At 69.2% G+C, this 17,024-nt stretch carries 17 protein-coding genes; 2 read left to right on the plus strand and 15 right to left on the minus strand.

All coding sequences use genetic code 11. From position 1 onward, the window contains the following. Positions 1-5: 5 nt before the first annotated feature. Together ACTJI8_RS05880 and dnaK are read right to left on the minus strand one after the other, a co-directional pair. Positions 6-647, minus strand: a complete 642-nt coding sequence (locus ACTJI8_RS05880; protein ID WP_440732487.1) for a nucleotide exchange factor GrpE — start codon at positions 645-647, stop codon at positions 6-8. Beyond that, complete coding sequence (gene dnaK, locus ACTJI8_RS05885) at positions 647-2,500, minus strand: molecular chaperone DnaK (RefSeq protein WP_440732488.1); 1,854 nt, start codon at positions 2,498-2,500, stop codon at positions 647-649. Before dnaK ends, ACTJI8_RS05880 begins: the two co-directional genes overlap by 1 nt. Before the next feature lie 218 nt (positions 2,501-2,718). Here dnaK and ACTJI8_RS05890 point away from each other — a divergent pair, with 218 nt between their 5' ends. Then, on the plus strand, positions 2,719-3,396 hold the full coding sequence (locus ACTJI8_RS05890; RefSeq protein WP_440732489.1) for a hypothetical protein: 678 nt from the start codon (positions 2,719-2,721) through the stop codon (positions 3,394-3,396). A gap of 56 nt (positions 3,397-3,452) precedes the next feature. Here ACTJI8_RS05890 and ACTJI8_RS05895 read toward each other — a convergent pair whose 3' ends face one another. From ACTJI8_RS05895 to ACTJI8_RS05920, 6 genes are all read right to left on the minus strand, one after another. Next, on the minus strand, positions 3,453-4,196 hold the full coding sequence (locus ACTJI8_RS05895; RefSeq protein WP_440732490.1) for a maleate cis-trans isomerase family protein: 744 nt from the start codon (positions 4,194-4,196) through the stop codon (positions 3,453-3,455). After that, positions 4,193-5,620 (minus strand): amidohydrolase family protein, encoded by a 1,428-nt coding sequence (locus tag ACTJI8_RS05900; RefSeq protein ID WP_440732491.1) that lies wholly within the window; start codon positions 5,618-5,620, stop codon positions 4,193-4,195. The genes ACTJI8_RS05895 and ACTJI8_RS05900 overlap by 4 nt, the downstream gene beginning before the upstream one ends. Before the next feature lie 2 nt (positions 5,621-5,622). Continuing rightward, the gene (locus tag ACTJI8_RS05905) at positions 5,623-6,399 is read right to left on the minus strand and encodes an aspartate/glutamate racemase family protein (protein ID WP_440732492.1); all 777 of its coding nucleotides are present in this window, start codon (positions 6,397-6,399) and stop codon (positions 5,623-5,625) included. A gap of 40 nt (positions 6,400-6,439) precedes the next feature. Next, positions 6,440-7,087: a GntR family transcriptional regulator gene (locus tag ACTJI8_RS05910; protein ID WP_440732493.1), complete on the minus strand. Its 648-nt coding sequence runs from the start codon at positions 7,085-7,087 to the stop codon at positions 6,440-6,442. Between the two features lie 96 nt (positions 7,088-7,183). Then, entirely contained in the window at positions 7,184-8,518 is a 1,335-nt protein-coding gene (locus ACTJI8_RS05915; protein WP_440732494.1) for an MFS transporter, read from the minus strand. A 200-nt stretch (positions 8,519-8,718) separates the two neighbouring features. After that, a complete protein-coding gene (locus ACTJI8_RS05920; protein WP_440732495.1) occupies positions 8,719-9,180 on the minus strand; it encodes a DUF3817 domain-containing protein in 462 nt (153 codons plus the stop codon). 167 nt (positions 9,181-9,347) lie between these two features. Between ACTJI8_RS05920 and ACTJI8_RS05925 the strand changes: the two genes are divergently transcribed. After that, positions 9,348-10,142, plus strand: a complete 795-nt coding sequence (locus ACTJI8_RS05925) for a sirohydrochlorin chelatase (protein ID WP_440732496.1) — start codon at positions 9,348-9,350, stop codon at positions 10,140-10,142. 177 nt (positions 10,143-10,319) lie between these two features. Here ACTJI8_RS05925 and ACTJI8_RS05930 read toward each other — a convergent pair whose 3' ends face one another. The 7 genes from ACTJI8_RS05930 to ACTJI8_RS05960 form a co-directional block, all read right to left on the minus strand. Beyond that, entirely contained in the window at positions 10,320-11,027 is a 708-nt protein-coding gene (locus ACTJI8_RS05930) for an ABC transporter ATP-binding protein (RefSeq protein WP_440732497.1), read from the minus strand. 1 nt (position 11,028) lies between these two features. Next, on the minus strand, positions 11,029-11,727 hold the full coding sequence (locus tag ACTJI8_RS05935; RefSeq protein ID WP_440732498.1) for an ABC transporter ATP-binding protein: 699 nt from the start codon (positions 11,725-11,727) through the stop codon (positions 11,029-11,031). Continuing rightward, positions 11,724-12,746 (minus strand): branched-chain amino acid ABC transporter permease, encoded by a 1,023-nt coding sequence (locus ACTJI8_RS05940; RefSeq protein ID WP_440732499.1) that lies wholly within the window; start codon positions 12,744-12,746, stop codon positions 11,724-11,726. Before ACTJI8_RS05940 ends, ACTJI8_RS05935 begins: the two co-directional genes overlap by 4 nt. 3 nt (positions 12,747-12,749) lie before the next feature. Beyond that, complete coding sequence (locus ACTJI8_RS05945) at positions 12,750-13,631, minus strand: branched-chain amino acid ABC transporter permease (RefSeq protein WP_440732500.1); 882 nt, start codon at positions 13,629-13,631, stop codon at positions 12,750-12,752. Beyond that, on the minus strand, positions 13,613-14,872 hold the full coding sequence (locus tag ACTJI8_RS05950) for an ABC transporter substrate-binding protein (protein WP_440732501.1): 1,260 nt from the start codon (positions 14,870-14,872) through the stop codon (positions 13,613-13,615). The genes ACTJI8_RS05945 and ACTJI8_RS05950 overlap by 19 nt, the downstream gene beginning before the upstream one ends. 108 nt (positions 14,873-14,980) lie before the next feature. Next, the gene (locus ACTJI8_RS05955) at positions 14,981-15,349 is read right to left on the minus strand and encodes a hypothetical protein (protein WP_440732502.1); all 369 of its coding nucleotides are present in this window, start codon (positions 15,347-15,349) and stop codon (positions 14,981-14,983) included. 29 nt (positions 15,350-15,378) lie between these two features. After that, positions 15,379-16,962 (minus strand): AMP-binding protein, encoded by a 1,584-nt coding sequence (locus ACTJI8_RS05960; protein WP_440732503.1) that lies wholly within the window; start codon positions 16,960-16,962, stop codon positions 15,379-15,381. Positions 16,963-17,024: the final 62 nt, after the last annotated feature.

Below are 17,024 nucleotides of genomic sequence, written 5' to 3' on the forward strand. Positions count from 1 at the left end.
ACCCCCTACTCAGCAGGAACGGCGACGACGACCTTGGCAGGACGCAGCTCCACATCGCCCAGGCGGTAGCCCACCTCGACGACCTCGAGCACGACGGCCTTCTGCACACCCGGCGTGGGCTGCTGGAAGATCGCCTCGTGCTGCTGCGGGTCGAACTCGTCGCCCTTCTCGCCATACGAGACCACGCCGAGGCGCTCCACCACCGAGCGCACCTTGTCGGCGATCGCGGCGAAGGGAGTCCCCTCCTGCAGATCGCCGTGCTGGGCGGCGCGGTCGAGATCGTCGAGCACCGGGATCAGGCCCTTGGCGGCCTCGCCCTTCGCGCGCTGGATCTCGACGCCGCGCTGCTCCTCGGTGCGGCGGCGGTAGTTCGCGTACTCGGCCTGAAGACGCTTGAGGTCGACGAGCAGCGTGTGCTCGGCGTCGGCGAGGGCCGCGTCCTCCGCGGCGTCCTCGGCGAGCGCGTCGTCGCTCTGCGCGATGTTCAGGATGTCGTCGACCGTGAGTTCGTCATCGGCGCCGGCGTCCACTCCGGAGTCCTGCCCTTCCGGCTGGGGGCCGGACGCGTTCGCGTCCGACCCCTCGCTCGGTCCTTCGACAGGCTCAGGAACCGCGGCGTTCTCGTCGAAGTCCTTGGGATCCGTCATTACTTCTTCTCGTCCTCGTCGTCCACGACCTCGGCGTCCACGACGTCCTCATCGGACGCCGCGCCCTCGGCCGCCGGCTCGCCCTGCGGGGCGGCCGCGTCAGCCTGGGACTGCGCGTAGATGGCTTCGCCGAGCTTGCCCTGCGACTGGTTCAGCTTGTCGAACGCGGTCTTCACGGCCTCGTCGTCATCACCGGCCAGCGCGGTCTTCAGCGCGTCGACGTCGGCCTTGACCTCGGTCTTCACGTCCTCGGGGAGCTTGTCCTCGTTCTCCGAGATGAGCTTCTCGATCGAGTAGGCGAGAGTCTCGGCCTGGTTGCGGACCTCGGCCGACTCGCGGCGCTTCTTGTCCTCGGCGGCGTGCTCCTCGGCCTCGCGCACCATGCGGTCGATGTCGTCCTTGGACAGCGAGGAGCCGCCCGTGATCGTCATCGACTGCTCCTTGCCGGTGCCCTTGTCCTTGGCGGACACGTGCACGATGCCGTTCGCGTCGATGTCGAAGGTGACCTCGACCTGCGGGATGCCGCGCGGAGCCGGCGCGATGCCGGTCAGCTCGAAGGTGCCCAGCGGCTTGTTGTCGCGGGTGAACTCGCGCTCGCCCTGGAAGACCTGGATCGCGACCGACGGCTGGTTGTCGTCGGCGGTGGTGAAGGTCTCGCTGCGCTTGGTCGGGATGGCCGTGTTGCGCTCGATGAGCTTGGTCATCATGCCGCCCTTGGTCTCGATACCGAGGCTCAGCGGGGTGACGTCGATCAGCAGGACGTCCTTGCGCTCACCCTTCAGCACACCGGCCTGCAGGGCGGCGCCGACGGCGACGACCTCGTCCGGGTTGACACCCTTGTTGGCCTCCTTGCCGGTCTCGCGCTTGACGAGCTCGGCCACAGCGGGCATGCGGGTGGATCCACCGACGAGCACGACGTGAGCGATGTCGCCGACCTTGATGCCGGCCTCGCGGATCACGTCCTCGAAGGGCTTCTTGGTGCGGTCCAGGAGGTCCTTGGTGAGGTCCTCGAACTTCGCGCGGGTGATCGTCTCGGAAAGCGACACGGGGCCGTTCTCGGTGAGCGACAGGTACGGCAGGTTGACGCTGGTCGACGTCGAGGAGCTGAGCTCCTTCTTCGCCTGCTCCGCGGCCTCCTTGAGGCGCTGCAGCGCGATCTTGTCGCCCGAGACGTCGACGCCGGTCGAGTCCTTGAACTGCTTGATCAGGTAGTCGACGAGACGCTGGTCCCAGTCGTCGCCGCCGAGGCGGTTGTCACCGGCGGTGGCGCGCACCTGGATCGTGGAGAAGTCGTCGTCCTTGCCCACCTCGAGCAGCGAGACGTCGAAGGTTCCGCCACCGAGGTCGAAGACGAGGATGAGCTCGTCCTCCTTGCCCTTGTCGAGGCCGTAGGCCAGGGCCGCCGCGGTGGGCTCGTTGATGATGCGCAGGACGTTCAGGCCCGAGATCTCGCCGGCCTCCTTGGTGGCCTGGCGCTCGGCGTCGTTGAAGTACGCGGGGACGGTGATGACCGCGTCGGTCACGGTGTCGCCCAGGTAGGCCTCGGCGTCGCGCTTCAGCTTCATCAGGATGCGCGCGGAGATCTCCTGCGGCGTCCACTTCTTGCCGTCCACGTCGAACGACCAGTCGGTGCCCATGTGGCGCTTGACCGAGGCGATCGTGCGGTCGACGTTGGTGACGGCCTGGCGCTTCGCGGTCTCGCCGACGAGCACCTCCCCGTCCTTGGTGAAGGCGACCACCGAGGGGGTGGTGCGGAATCCTTCTGCGTTGGCGATGACCTTGGGCTCGCCGCCCTCGAGGACGCTGACGACGGAGTTCGTCGTACCGAGGTCGATACCGACAGCACGTGCCATTTGTTTTCTCCTTCAGTCGGAAATTTGGTGGAAGTCTGCGCGAGCTCCGGATCCCGGGGATGACCCTGCGAAACCTGAGTCGCGATGACTCAACGATACGCCCACTGTCAAGGGATGTCAAACAAACTTGATACGAGTGCGCTCAACTTTCACGAGTGGCGTCGCATGGATAGTTCACCCCATCGTGCGGACGCACAGCAGATCCCTAGGCTCGGGGCATGACCTCACGCACCCGCACCGCATCTGCCGCGATCCGCCTCGGCGCCGCCGCGCTCCTCCTGGCCACCGCGCTGCCGCTGAGCGCCTGCCTGAACCCGTTCGACCTCATCCCCAAGGGGCCGGCCAAGACGCCCACGTCCGAGCCGACCGCCGAGGCCGGCACCGTGACGGACGCACCGGCCGACTCGTCCTCCTCCGGATCGCTGTACTTCGAAGACCCGTCTCTGCCCGCGGGCACGGCCGCGGAGTGGTCGGACGGCCTGATCAGCGACAGCGAGTGGGACTACACGACTCCCGACGACGGCAAGGGCAACTGGGGCTTCACCCGCAAGGACGGCGTCTGCCAGGCGAAGTTCTGGCAGGGCACCATGACGTGGAACGGTCAGACCGACGACCGATCCGCGTCGGATGCGGTGCTCGCGGCCGTCCTCGGCACGACGCCCGACAAGGCCACCGAGCGCGCGACGGATGACACGCTGATGAACGCGACCAGCCAGACGAAGGACATCGCGAGTCGCACGCTGTCCTACTCCGACGACACGGGCAGCGGATACGCCGCCGCCCGCGGATTCCTCGATGCCCGCCTCGGGTTCTACGTCTCCGTCACCTGCACGGACGACTCCGCGGGCACCGTCGGGTACGACGTGATCACCGCGGACGCCATTCTCATCCACTGACCTCGCGCCGCCACGGAAATCGCACAGCACGCCTGACGGGCGGGCGAACCGCCGCGTCAGGCGAGCAGCCGTCCCCAGCGCGCGTCGAGCAGAGGGGATCCGGCCAGCTCCAAGGAGTGCCAGAGCGTCACCGCCACGGAATCGAGCACGGGCACCCCGGTGCGGTCCTCGACCTCCGCCACGATCGGCGCGCCGTACAGGTTGGTGCACAGGTAGACGAGCGCGTCGGGGCCCGCCTCGGCGAGCGCGATCGACGGATCCACCAGCGCCTCGGGCCGCACCCGGCCGAACGACTCGTTGTCGCTCAGTCCGAGCGCGGTGTGCCCGGTGACGGTGACGCCGTTCTCGCTGTAACGGGCGGCGACCTGCTCGTTCACGTCGGCGGTGTACGGCGTGAGCAGGCCGATACCGGAGATCCCGAACCGCCGGAACGCCGCGAAGTAGGCGAGCGTCGAGGTCGTGGCGGGCACGCCCGTGGCCCGGGTGATCTCGGCGGCAATCGCCTCATCATGCCCGACGCCGAGCCACGATCCCGAGGTCCCGTTCCAGGCGATCACGTCGACGTCGGCGGTGGCGAGCAGCTCGGCGGCCGCGCGCATCCCGGCGGCGTCGAACTGCTGGTCGGATCCGGCGTCGAGGGCGATGCGGGTCACCGGGATACGCGCGGAGTGCACGGTCACGTCATCCCGCTCGCCCAGGATCCGGTACGTCATCGGCTCCAGGCAGGTGTTCGAGGACGGGACGATCATCCCGATCCGGGTGGGCCGCGAGGCGGTCAGGACGTCCGGCACGGCGCTCATGCGCTCCTCCCTGCCAGCACGCGCTCGGCGCGCGTGCGCGATGGCACCGCCGGCTCCCGCTCGATGAAGCGTCCGATCGCGCCGGGATCGTGGAAGCCCTCCTCGTCCAGGACGGCCCGGCCGCCCGCGACGACGACCTGCGGCCAGCCGCGCAGCGTCCTGCCGTCGAACGGCGAGAAGTCGGTGCCCATGTGCAGCGCCGTTCCGTCGACGCGCCGCTCCTCGTCCGGATCGAAGACCACCAGGTCGGCGTCCTGACCGACCGCGATGCGACCCTTGCCGAGCAGCGCGTTGATGCGGGCGGGCGCCGCGGAGAACAGATCCGCGAAACGCTGCAGCACGGCGTCGGTGATCGGCGCCCCGTCGGTAAGGGCGGTGAACGCGGCGGGCATGCGCGTCTCCACCCCTGGCAGACCGTGCGGCATCTGCCGGATGTCGTCACTGTGCTCGCGCTTCTGACTGAGGTCGTAGCAGGAGTGGTCGCTGGCGACCGTGTCGACGGATCCGTCCGCGAACCGCTCCCGCAGTGCCGCGGCCGTCGCCGCGTCCCGCATCGGCGGGCAGCAGGCATACCACTCCGGGAAGCGCGACGCGTAGACACCGTCGTCCAACAGGAGGTAGTGCGGGCAGGTCTCGGAGTACACCTCGAGGCCGCGCAGGCGGGCGTCCGAGACGAGGTCGACCGCGCCGGGTGTGGACTGGTGCACGAAGTAGACCGGGGTGTCGATGTACTCCGCCATCGCGAGCACCTCGCGCACCGAGGCCTCCTCGGCGAGCTCGGGGCGGGTCTCGTGCAGGTGCTCGATGCCGATCTCCCCACTGTCGGCGTGCTCCTCGGTGCAGTCGACGATGATCGCGTCGTGCTCGGCGTGGATGACCGTCATCCCGCCGAGGCGCTTCATCTCCTTCATCACCTTGAGCACGGTGTCGTTGTCGCTCATGGTCGATCCGCGGTTGGTCATGTACATCTTGACCGAGCGGATGCCCATCGCGGCGAGCGCGTCCAGCTGCGCGGGCACCGTCTCATCCCACGTGACGACGGATCCGTGCAGGGCGACATCGCAGCGCGACGCCCGCGCCAGGTCCCGCTTGTTCCGGGCGGCCGCGAGGGGGCTCTCGGTGGCGTCCCGGGGGATGCCGAAGTCCATGATCGTGGTGGTGCCGCCCCAGAGCGCCGCAGCGCTGGTGATGGCGAAGTCGTCGAGGGTGCGGTACCGCCCGGTGATCTGCGCGACGTGGCAGTGCCCGTCGACACCGCCGGGGATCACCACGCGACCGGCGGCGTCGATGACCCGGCCGGCGGAGGGAATCGGATCCGAGACGGCGAGGATCGCGTCGATCCTGCCGCCGGCGACCACGATATGACCGGACGAGACGCCGTCCGCATTGACGATCCGGGCGTTCGCGATGACGAGGTCCGACATGATCAGTTCACTCCTTCCGAGATGCCCGTGGCGTTCTGCGCACGGTCGAGCGCCCGCTCCAGCGCCGGGCTGAGGCCGCGGCGGGGCTTGCGCGGCGGGGCGGCGAACGCGCCCGCCCGGTGCGTGCCGGAGGCGAGTCCGACCACCGCTTCGGCCAGCCGCACTCCGGCGCCGATGCCGTCCACGACCGGGACGGGGATCTGGCCGGCGACCTCGCGCGCAAGCCCGGCGAGCGGCGCACCCGCGAGGATGATCACATCCGCGCCGTCCTCGGCGACGGCGCGCTGGGCGAGCGCGACCAGCGTGGGACCGAAGTCCTGCTGGACGCTCCCGATGCCGCCGAGCGCCTCCGTGATGGACCGGATGGAGGCGAGGCGCCCGGCGAGCCCGAATCCCTCGACGCACTCGCGGTACCACGCGGTGATCCGGTCCGAGATCGCGATGATCGAGAAGCGGTGCCCCTGCAGCGCCGCGGCGCAGAGCGCGGCCTCGGTGATGCCGATCACGGGCACGTCGACGAGCTCCTTGAGCGCCGGCATGCCGGGATCCCCGAAAGCCGCGACCACGACGCCGTCGACCTCGCCCGCGTGCTCGGCGATCACCTCGGCCACCGCTCCTGCCGCGATGAGCGACTCGAGCCGGGTCTCGATGTACTCCACGCCGTAGGGCGCCGTCTGCACCTGCAGCTCGGTGTCCGGGCGCGCGGAGCGCTGCGCCTCGGCGCGGATCAGCTCCGTGACCGCGGAGCTCGTGTTGGGGTTGATGATCAGCAGTCTCATGTCGTCCTCTCTGCGGCCGACCCGGACTGCCGATGGCAGCTCACACGGTGTCGGGATACTGTTCGCGGTACTTCTCGATGTGGTGGGCGGACTGCGCGGCCGCCCGGTCGGGGTCGCCGCTGGCGATGGCGGTCAGCAGCAGCTCGTGCTCCTCGACGAGCTCCGGAAGGTCCCGGACGTGGCGGAACAGCCAGTGCATCCGCCCCTGCAGCGGCTCCAGCGCCGTACGGAGGAAGTCGTTGTCCGCGATCCGGGTGACCTCGTCGTGGAACTCGCTGTTCAGGGCGTGGGTCTCGGCCAGGCTCCCCCGGGCGAGCGCTTCCTTCGAGCGGTCGACCAGTCCGGTCAGCCGGCCGATGTCTTCCGGGGTGGCGCGCTGCGCTGCCAGCCGGCAGGCCAGCACCTCCAGCGCGATCCGCACGCTGAACAGGTCTTCCACCTGATCCGCATCGAGCGACGCGACCACGGATCCGCGCGTCGCCGGCTCCGTGACCAGGCCCTCCTGCTGCAGCATCCGCAGCGCCTCGCGGACCGGAAGCCGGGACACGTTGAACTCCGCGGCGAGGTCGCGCTCCACCAGCCGGGATCCCGGGGTGTACTGCCCCTCGAAGATCCTGTTGCGAACGGTGTCTCTGATCACCTCGCGCAGCGGCTTGGCCCGCTGACTGGCATCGACTGTCTGCGCCACGGGGCTGCCCTCCGCCTTCTCCGGTTCTGGGATCCCAGCCTAGCGACACACCCCGTCCGTGCACCGGGACGGAGTCCGATCCGCGGACGGGGACGATCATGCGCGCACGAGCCGCTTGCTGTAGTCGAGCGCGAGCACCGAGACGCCCATCACGATCGCCGAGCCGACGAAGTAGAGCAGCGCCCAGGTGTAGCCGCCCGTCGCACCGACGATGAGGCCGACCGCGATCGGCGTGATGAAGCCGGCGACGTTGCCGCTGAGGTTCATCGCGCCGCCCAGCACGCCCGCGTTCTCGCGGCCGCCCAGCGTGGCCGGAACAGCCCAGAACAGTCCGACCCAGCGCAGGAAGAAGAGCACGACCGAGAGCAGCACGACCGCGGTGATCGGGTCGCCGACGAGGGTGACGCCGACCAGGCCGGCGGTGACGATCAGCGCGGCGGCGCCGAGCATCGAGCGCATCACGAGGTTCGCGCTGTGCCCGCGGGAGCGGAGCTTGTCGGCGAGCAGACCGCCGAGGATCTCACCGACGAACCCGGCGCCGAAGATCACGAAGGTCGACCAGCCGACCGTCTTCAGGTCGAAGTGCTTGGCCTCGGAGAGGTACAGCGGGCCCCAGGTGAGCAGGCCGTAGAAGACGCCGTTGAAGCCGAGCCAGCCGAAGCACATGGCCCAGAACGAGCGGAAGCGCAGGTACTGCACGAGCCCTCGGCGGGTCGACACCGGGCCGGTGGCGGCCTCCTCGCGGTGCGAGTCCTCGATGTACTCGGCCTCGGCGTCGTTGACCGCCTTGTGCGCGCGGGGGTTGTCACGCACGTACCACCAGATGAACAGGCCGAGCACGACCGTCGCGATGCCGGCGATGATGAAGGCGTAGCGCCAGGATCCGGTGCTCGCGATGAGCCAGGTGATCAGGATGCCGCCGATGCCCGCTCCCAGCGGAGCGCCGGCGTCGAGGATCGTCGCACCGCGCCCGCGCTCCTTGGAGTGCATCCACAGGGCGTTCAGCTTGCCGCCGGCGGGCATGACGCCCGCCTCGGTGACGCCGATCGCGGAGCGCGCGATGAACATGCTGATGAAGTTGCCCGCCAGGCCCGAAGCGGCGGTCGCCGCGCCCCAGCCGATGCAGGAGGCCGTGACGACCTTGCGCGGGCCGAACCGGTCGATGAGGTAGCCGACCGGGACCTGCATGAGCGCGTACGTCCAGAAGAACGCGCTCAGGAGAAGTCCGACGAGCTCCGGGGAGAGGTCGAAGTCCTTCTGGATGATGGGCAGGGCGACCGAGATCGATCCGCGGTCGATGTAGTTCACCGACACCAGGATCAGCAGCAGGAGGAACAGCCTCCATCGCACTCTGGTGGGCTTGCCCTGGCTGCGGGGCGACGCGCTGGTCTCAGCGGCTCGGTCCGCCGTTGCTTCGTTCTGAAGGGACACCTGGTCCTCCTTCACTTCGTCGGGAAGGCCGGTCGAGCGTGCATGTCGACCGGAGTTTGGGATCCCACATTGGGATCCCAAACCGAGAATAGAAGGAGCGGCGTCGGACGTCAAGAGTTGGGATCCCAAAAGTGCACCGCGTCCCTCACAGAGGAACGCGGTGCACTTCAGATCCCGTGGACGCGGCCGGGCCGCCCCGATCACTTGCCGCCGGGAGGGCCGATCAGCAGCAGCACGGCGAAGATGGCCGCGACAGCAACGAGGATGAGCAGCGCGAGCACCCACGGCCGGTGCAGGAACCAGCGCATCGTGCGGTCGTACCAGGCGGCGTCCCGCGGATCGTCGGTCTGCGCGAGGCGCCAGTCGCCGGCGAGGCGGCCGGTGCGGTGCAGCCAGATCTCGGCGGGGATCGTGGCGTAGGGCACGATCGCGCTGGCGATCGCGAGGATCGCGACGCCGACGCCCCAGCGCTGGTGGAACGCGAGCAGCACCGCGGTGGCGCCGTAGGAGAGGAAGACGAAGCCGTGGATGGAGCCGGCGATCGTGACCAGCACCGGCGGCAGTCCTGTGGCACGGGCGATCAGCGCGCCGATCAGCAGGGTCCAGGTGATGGCCTCCGCGATCGCGAGCACGCGGAACAGGCGGGCTGGAGTGGTGAACACGTCTCTCCTCGGGTCGAGTACCTTTCCAGCGTAGGGATCCGGATACCCTCGCCGCCTCCCGCCGGCCTCCACCTTTCGGACGGTTTCGGACGCCCGATTCCGAAGGCCGTGTCATCGTGTGACGTGCGGCCCGGCGCGCCGGCAGGAGAGCGGCCTACACTCCCCCCATGCCCCGCCCCGCCCTGCTCGCCGTCTCTCACGGCACCTCCGATGCCGCAGGCGCCGCCGCGATCGCGCTGCTGGTGCGCCGGGTCGCCGAGCGGCTGAACGGCGCCCCGTCGCAGCAGACCGAGGACGAGCGCCGGGTCGCCGTGCACTCCGGCTTCGTCGACGTGCAGCAGCCCGACGCCCCCACGGCCCTCGCCGCGGTCGAGGGGCCTGTGGTCGTCGTGCCCCTGCTGCTGTCGCGGGGCTTCCACGTGCGGGTGGACCTGGGGCGGGCCGTTTCGGAGCGCTCCGACGCGGTCGTCACGAATCCGCTCGGGCCCGATCCGCGCCTCGCGGAGGTGCTCGCGCGGCGGCTGGCGGAGGCCGGCGCCGATCCGGCGCTCCGAGGTGGTGCGGTGCCCGGATCCGGTGCGGCGGCGCTCCCCGGGGGCGGCACCTATCGTCCGGTCGTGCTCGCCGTCGCGGGATCCCGGGATCCGCGCTCGCTGCCCGACGCCGAGGCCATGGCCGCGCTGCTGAGCGAGCAGCTGGGGCGCTCGGTCGTGCCCGCCTACCTCGCCGCACGCGAGCCGAGCCTCGCCGACGCCCTCGCCGCGCATCCCGGTGCCGCTGTCGCGACCTACCTGCTGGCGCACGGATACTTCTTCGACGTGGCGGAGCGCGTGACCGGATCCGCTGCGCTCACCGAGCCGCTGCTCGACGACGGCGAGCCGCCGGTGCCGCTCGTGGATCTCGTCGTGGGCCGCTACCTCGCGGGCGAGGCCGAGCTCCGGCAGTTGCCTGCGACCTCGTAGCGGAGCGGCATCGGGACGGCGGACGAGACCTGGTGTGCCGCAGGGGGGGTGCGGCCGGATGCTTCTGCGGGGCTACTCTCCCCGCGCATCCGGCCGCACGGTGATGCGCGCCTACCCGTCGGCCGCGCATCCTTCGCGTCGCCTGGGCTGCGAAACCCCAGGCGACGACGCTTGGACCTATCCGCCGAGATAGGCATCCGAGAGAAGATCCTGCGCGACGAGGCCCTTCACGGTGCCGTGGCCGACCACGCGCCCCTCGGCGAGCACCGACACCGACGAGCAGAGGTGCTGCACCAGATGCGTGTTCTGCTCGACGAGCAGTACGGTCAGCCCCTGCGCTGCGACGTTCTCCAACAGCACACGCACCTCCTGCACGGCGACCGGAGAGAGACCGCTGGACGGTTCGTCCAGCATCAGCAGTCGCGGATCCGACATGAGCGCTCGGGCGATCGCGACCAGCTGCTGCTGTCCGCCGCTGAGTCGTCCTGTCGCCTCTCCGCGGCGCTGCCCGAACCAGGGTGTGCGTGCGTACGCCGCGTCCAGCCGTTCCCTGGCGACTCTGTTGCCAGCGCTGTTCGCTCCGAGCAGCAGGTTGTCCTCGATCGACATGCTCGGAAACAGCCGCCGGTTCTGCATGCACAGCGCGATGCCGGCCTCGACGATCCGCCCGGTGGGGGCCTGCGCCAGCTCGACGCCGTCGAACCGGATGCTTCCGGAGCGGCGTGGGGTCGCGCCCATGATGCCCATGAGCAGCGAGGTCTTGCCGGCACCGTTGGCTCCGAGCACGCCGGCGACCGTGCCCGCCTCGACCTCGAGCGCGACGCCGTGCAGCGCCTCGACCGTGCGATAGCCGACCACGAAATCGGTGATGGTGAGAAGCGCCATGTCAGCTCCCGAGGTAGGCGGCGATCACCGCGGGGTCGTTGCGGACGTGCTCGGGCGATCCCGCCGAGAGCACTTCACCCGACGCCATCACGACGACCTCGTCGGCGAGCGGCATCAGGAAGCGCATGTTGTGCTCGACGACGATCACGCTCGTCGCCAGTTCGTCCCGCACGCGGGCGACCACGCTCTGCAGGTGATCCGTCTCGGCGACGTCCATACCCACGGCAGGTTCGTCCAGCAACAGGACCGAAGGAGCCGCGGCGAGCGCGGTCGCGATCATCACGAGCCGTTGCGCCGCGCTCGGCAGCGAGGAGCCGACCCGATCCAGATCCGCCTCGATGCCGACGATCTCCGCCGTCCGCTCGACCGGCGGGGATCCGGGCCGCGCGCGCCGCGCCAGATTCAGGGCCTCCCGCACCGTCCATCCGGTGAACAGCCGTGTCGTCTGAAAGGTGCGCGCGATGCCCCGACGCACGGTGCGGTGCGGGTTCAGCCGGCTCACGTCCGCACCCTCCAGCAGCACCCGGCCCGAGGTGGGCGGGATCGTTCCGCCGATCATGTTCAGCAACGTCGTCTTGCCAGATCCGTTCGGACCGATCAGGCCCAGCACACGACCGCGGTCGACGCTCACCGACACGTCATTGACGGCGTGGACCCCGCCGAAGTCCTTCGACAGCGCATCGATCACCAGGACACTCATGAGATCTCCTTCCACGTGGCAACACGGCCGTTCCTTGCGGCAGCACGGCCGCCGAACGCGCGGCGCAGCGCGCCGAGCAGCTGCTCGATGCCGCCGATGATCCCGCCGGGCATCAGCAGCGTCACCAGCACGAAGATCACGCCCAGCGCGATCTGACTCACCCCCGGGTACAGCTTGAGCAGCTGGGAGAGGCCAACCACGATCACCGCCCCGACGACGGGCGTGGACAGCCGGCCGTAGCCGCCGATCCCGATCGCGACAAACATCAGGAAGCCCTGCACGAAGGTGAACTGCGAGGGCGCGATCACTCCGTTGTACTGCGCGAGCAGCACGCCGGCCCACGCGCCGAACAGGGAGGAGATTACGAACGCGATCGCCTTGGTGCGTGCGGTGGGCACACCCGCGTGCTCGGCGAGGTCCTCATCCGCGCTGATCGCGCGCAGGCGCTCCCCGAGCACCGATCGCCCGAGCAGCTCGAAGAGGATCAGGCCCACCACCAGGGATCCGACGATGAGCACCAGCACGACCTCGAGCGGCAGGCCGAGGGCGACGGGCATCCCGTTAGGTCCTCCGGTGAGCGGCGCTTCGTTGATGAACACGAGGGCGCACACGGCACCGAAGAACAGTGTTCCGATCGCGAAATACTGCCCCCGGGTGCGGCTGAACACGAGCGCCACGATCGCTCCGACAACGCTCGCGATCCCCACCGCGCCGAGCGCCGCGACGACGAACGGCAGCCCCGCGTTCAACAGCAGCGACGACGCGTACGCGCCGATCCCGAAGAAGCCCGCCTGCGCGAGGCTCGGATAGCCGCCGAGACCCTGCACAACGTTGAGCCCGACCAGGGCGATCGCCCAGATCACGACGAGGACCGCGACGAGCCCCTGATCGCCCTGCAGGTTCGTGACTGCGAGGTAGGCGACCACGCCGAGGACGACGATGCCGACCCAGCTCGGCCACCGACGGCGACGCTCCGGGGCAGCCGCGCGCACGGGCACGACCCGTTCAAGGATGGACATCGGTCAACCTACTCTCTGTGCGTTCGTGGTGCGGATGCCGCCGGGCCGCAGCACCAGCACCGCCACCAGAAGAAGGAATCCGAACGCGCTCTGATAGGCGGGATCGATGAAGGTGGCCCCGAGGCTTTCCACGATGCCGAGGGTGAGCCCGCCAATCACGGCACCGGCGATACTGCCGAGACCGCCGATCACGACCACCACGAAGGCGCTCAGCAGCAGTGGATCCGCCATGAACGGGGAGACCTGATACGTCGGAGCGAAAGCCACCGCGGCGATGCCGGCGAGGATCCCCGCGATGAGGAACGCCAGCAGATATTGCCGCTGCACCGAGACGCCCAGGATGCCGGCCGCCTCACGATCCTGCGCGACGGCACGGATCGAACGACCGAACTTCGTGCGGTTCATCACCAGTGCGAGCAGCGCCACACTGGCCGCGGCGACTAGGACCACGACGACCTTGACCGCGGCGATGCTCAGCCCGCCGATCTGAAGCGTCCAGTGATCGTAGGGGGCGTTGAGGGCCTTGCCCTCGCCGCCCCAGACCACCAGGGCGATGTTCTGCAAGATCAGCAGCAGCCCGAGCGCGATGGCGGGCGCGGCCGCCGGGTTGCTCCGGATCCACCGATAGGCGAGCACCTCGGTGAGCACAGAGAGCAACCCGGCCAGCAGCACCCCAGCGGCGATCGCCAACAGGTAGGGGGCTCCGGCGGCCTGTAGGGTCCACGCGGTGTAGGCGGCCAGGACGATCACTCCCGCGTGGGCGAAGTTCGGGATCTCCATGATCCCGTAGACCAGAGTGAGTCCCAGTGCGACCAGCGTGAACAGGCTCCCGAGGAACACCCCGTTGACGAGCGCCTGCGCGATCATCAGCCCGCGGTCCCGCACGGCGCGTTGGTGATCTTCGGGTCGGCGACCTTTCCCCCGAGTCCGTCGAACACCATGGCGGTGGCGATGGAGGACTTACCCGTGCACCATGCCGTGACCTCGGAGAGCGTGCGTGCGTTGCGCTCGGTGAAGAGCGCGCCGTCGCTCGACGGCAGCCATCCGCTCACGCTGCCCTTCGGCACGTCGATCGTGCCGAGCGCCTTCAGGATCCCGGCGCGATCGGTGGTGGATCCGGCCTTCGTCATCGCCTCGGCCACCACGAACGGGAGGTCGTAGGCCCACATCGTGAGGTCCTGCGGCACCTCGTCGTACTTGGCCTGGTAGGCCTTCGCGAATGCCTGGGTCGCCGGGTTGTCGGCAGTGGTCGGCGTGGTTCCAGCGCAGTCGAGGTTGTCGGCCATGAGCGTGTCGTAGCCGTCACCGAGGATCGCCTTGGCCTGCTCAGGGTTGACGCCGGAGCTGTGCAGCACGGGGCCGGTGTAACCGGCCTGGCGCAGTTGCTTGAGCACGGGCAGGATGACCCCGGTCACGCTGGAGAGGTACACCGCGTCGGGCTGAGTGGCCAGGGCGCCCGCGATCGCGCTGCCGTAGTCGGCGCTGCCGAGCGGGGCCGAGGTGACCGTGACATCAAGGCCCGCGGCGGTGCCCTGCTTCTGGATGAGCTGGGTCAGACCCTCACCGTAGGGCTCGCCCTTTGTGTCGATCACGCTGATCTTCTTCGCGCTGAGCTTCTGCTGGGCCCAATCGACGCATCCGATCGTGTACGTCTCGGAGGCACCGCGCATGAGCACGATGTTCTTGTCGTAGCTGAGGATGCTGGGGAACGTGCTGTCCAGGATGTTCACCATCGGGACCGGGGTGCGCTGCAGTTGCGGCGCGTAGGTCGAGGATCCGAGGCCGAACGCGATCAGCGGCAGCTTGTCGGACTGCACCATCTGACGCAGAGCCGCGACTCCGGTGGTGGCGGGGTCGCTCTTGTCATCGGCGTAGCTGAACGCCAGGGTGTGGTGCTTTCCGGCGACGTCGAAGCCCTTCTGGTTGAGCGCGGCCAGGCCGAGCTCGATGGCGTTCTTCTGCGCCGGGCCGAGCGTGGCGTACACGCCGGACATCGACAGGATCGCGCCGACAGTGACCTTCTCCTGGGTGATGCCGGCAGCGCCGCCGCTCTGCGGCGTACAGGCCGACGTGGCGAGCATCAGCGTGGCGGCGATCCCCATCGCCGCAAGGTTGCGGATCTTCATGTTCTCTCCTTTGAGTGGTAGCTCGATCGGGTGGCCGAGCTTCGTATTGCAATTAGTTGCACTTTTATTCGACGAGATGCCAAAGTGGAAACGGGGAAAGACGGGCGATCAGCCGCCCGTGAGCGAGGCGGGCATGGCTGCGGGCGTCGCCCGGATGCGCCGCCTGCTCTCGTGCACGCGGATCGCTTGGCTGAGCTGCAATGCGCTCACCGCGATCCGCGGAAGCTCTGGGGGAACGACGCCGGGAAAGCTCACGGAGGTGTCGCCGACGAAGGCGTAGCGAGCCTCGCCGGTGGAACCCGGACGACGTGCCCACACACGATGGAAGATCTCGCCTCGCACTCGGTACATCAGCGCGAGATAGGGGTGATACCCCTCCGATCCGACGGGAACGGACCAGAGCGACGCAGCACCGATTCCGGACGCCGGCTCCAACCAAGCCGGATAGCTTCTGTCCGCAAGAGCCGTCGCGCTCATCGCGCGCTCCTCCTGAGATTCCGGGCCGATCATCGCGACGCCGCCAGCGTGCTCGCGGCGATCCGGGCGCGCAGTTCGCGGCGCAGGATCTTGCCTGCGGCGGACTTGGGCACGACGTCGATGAACTCCACCAGGCGAATCCGCTTGTAGGGAGCCACCCGCTCGGCGACGAAGGACCTCAGCTCCTCTGGGTCGACGACGCGCCCCGGTTGAGCCACGACGAACGCCTTCGGGATCTCGCCCGCATCTTCGTCCGGCACGCCGATCACGGCGGCGTCCGCGACATCCGGGTGCTCCAGCAGCACCGCCTCGAGTTCGGCGGGCGGCACCTGATAGCCCTTGTACTTGATGAGTTCCTTCAGGCGATCGACGATCGTGATATTGCGGCCCACGTCGACGACGACGACATCGCCGGTGCGCAGGTAACCGTCGGCATCCAGCACCGCGGCCGTCTCCTCGGGGTTGCCGATGTATCCGCGCATCACATTCGGGCCGCGCACCCAGAGTTCGCCCGGTTCGCTGACGCCGATGGAGGGCACCGCGATCTCGCGCCCGTCTGCGGCGACGACGCGGTTCTCCGAGTTCGGCACGGGAGGGCCCACGCTCGCCTTGGGTGAGCTCTCGCCGCGGCCGACGAAGTGCGACACCGGGCTCATCTCGCTCATCCCGTACCCTTGGCGCACCGACACCTCGAGGCGGCGCTCGACGGCCTCGGCGAGGTGCTCGTCCAGCGGCGCGGCCCCCGAGAAGATCTCCTGCAGACTCGACACGTCGTACTGATCGACCAGCGGATGCTTGGCGAGTGCCACGGCGATCGGCGGCGCCACGAAGGCGAACGTCACGCGGTGCTGCTGGATCAGGCTCAGGAACTGCTCCAGGTCGAAGCGCGGCATCGTCACCAGCGTGGCACGACGCTTGAGCGCCAGGTTCAGGAGCACCGTCATCCCGTAGATGTGGAAGAACGGCAGCACCGCGATGACCACGTCTGCGCGGCCGACGCCGATCCGCTCCTCGATCTGGCACAGATTGGCCACGAGGTTGCGGTGCGTGAGCTCGACACCCTTGGGGTGTCCGGTCGTGCCGGACGAGAACGGCAGTGCCATGAGCTGCGTCGCCGGGTCGAAGCCGGCGACGGGCAGCGCCGGTGCGCTGTCGCGCGCCTGGCCCGCGAACTCGAGAGAGAGGACCGCGTCCGGGTCGAGGCCCGCCGCTGCGGCACCGACCGCGGCGGTGTCCAAGAGCGCCGGGGCGGCATAGATGCGCTGGGCACCAGCGACGCGCAGCTGCGTGGCGATGTCCTCGGCCACCGCGAGCACCGGGACCGTCGTCACGGCGACACCCAGGGCGCCGCACGCATGGAACAGCACGGCGAACTCGATCGAGTTCGGTGCGAGCAGCGCGACCACGTCGCCGGGGCGCAGACCGCTGCGGTCGAGCTCGTCGGCCGTTGCGGCCACAAGGTCGCGCAGCTGACCGTAGTCGACCTCGCACCCCGACGCCCCGTCGATGATCGCGCTCTTCCTCAGGTCGTCGGCGGCAAGCTCTCCGAACACGATCTGGGGCAGCGACTGCTCCGGGATATCGACCGCGGGATACGGGCTGGAAAAGCTCATGAGGACTCCTTCGTCGCTCGGCGGATGCCGGGTACGCCACAGCGACCCGGTGAAAACGCAGG

It is taken from the genome of Microbacterium sp. 22303 (assembly GCF_052045265.1).
GTDB lineage: Bacteria > Actinomycetota > Actinomycetes > Actinomycetales > Microbacteriaceae > Microbacterium.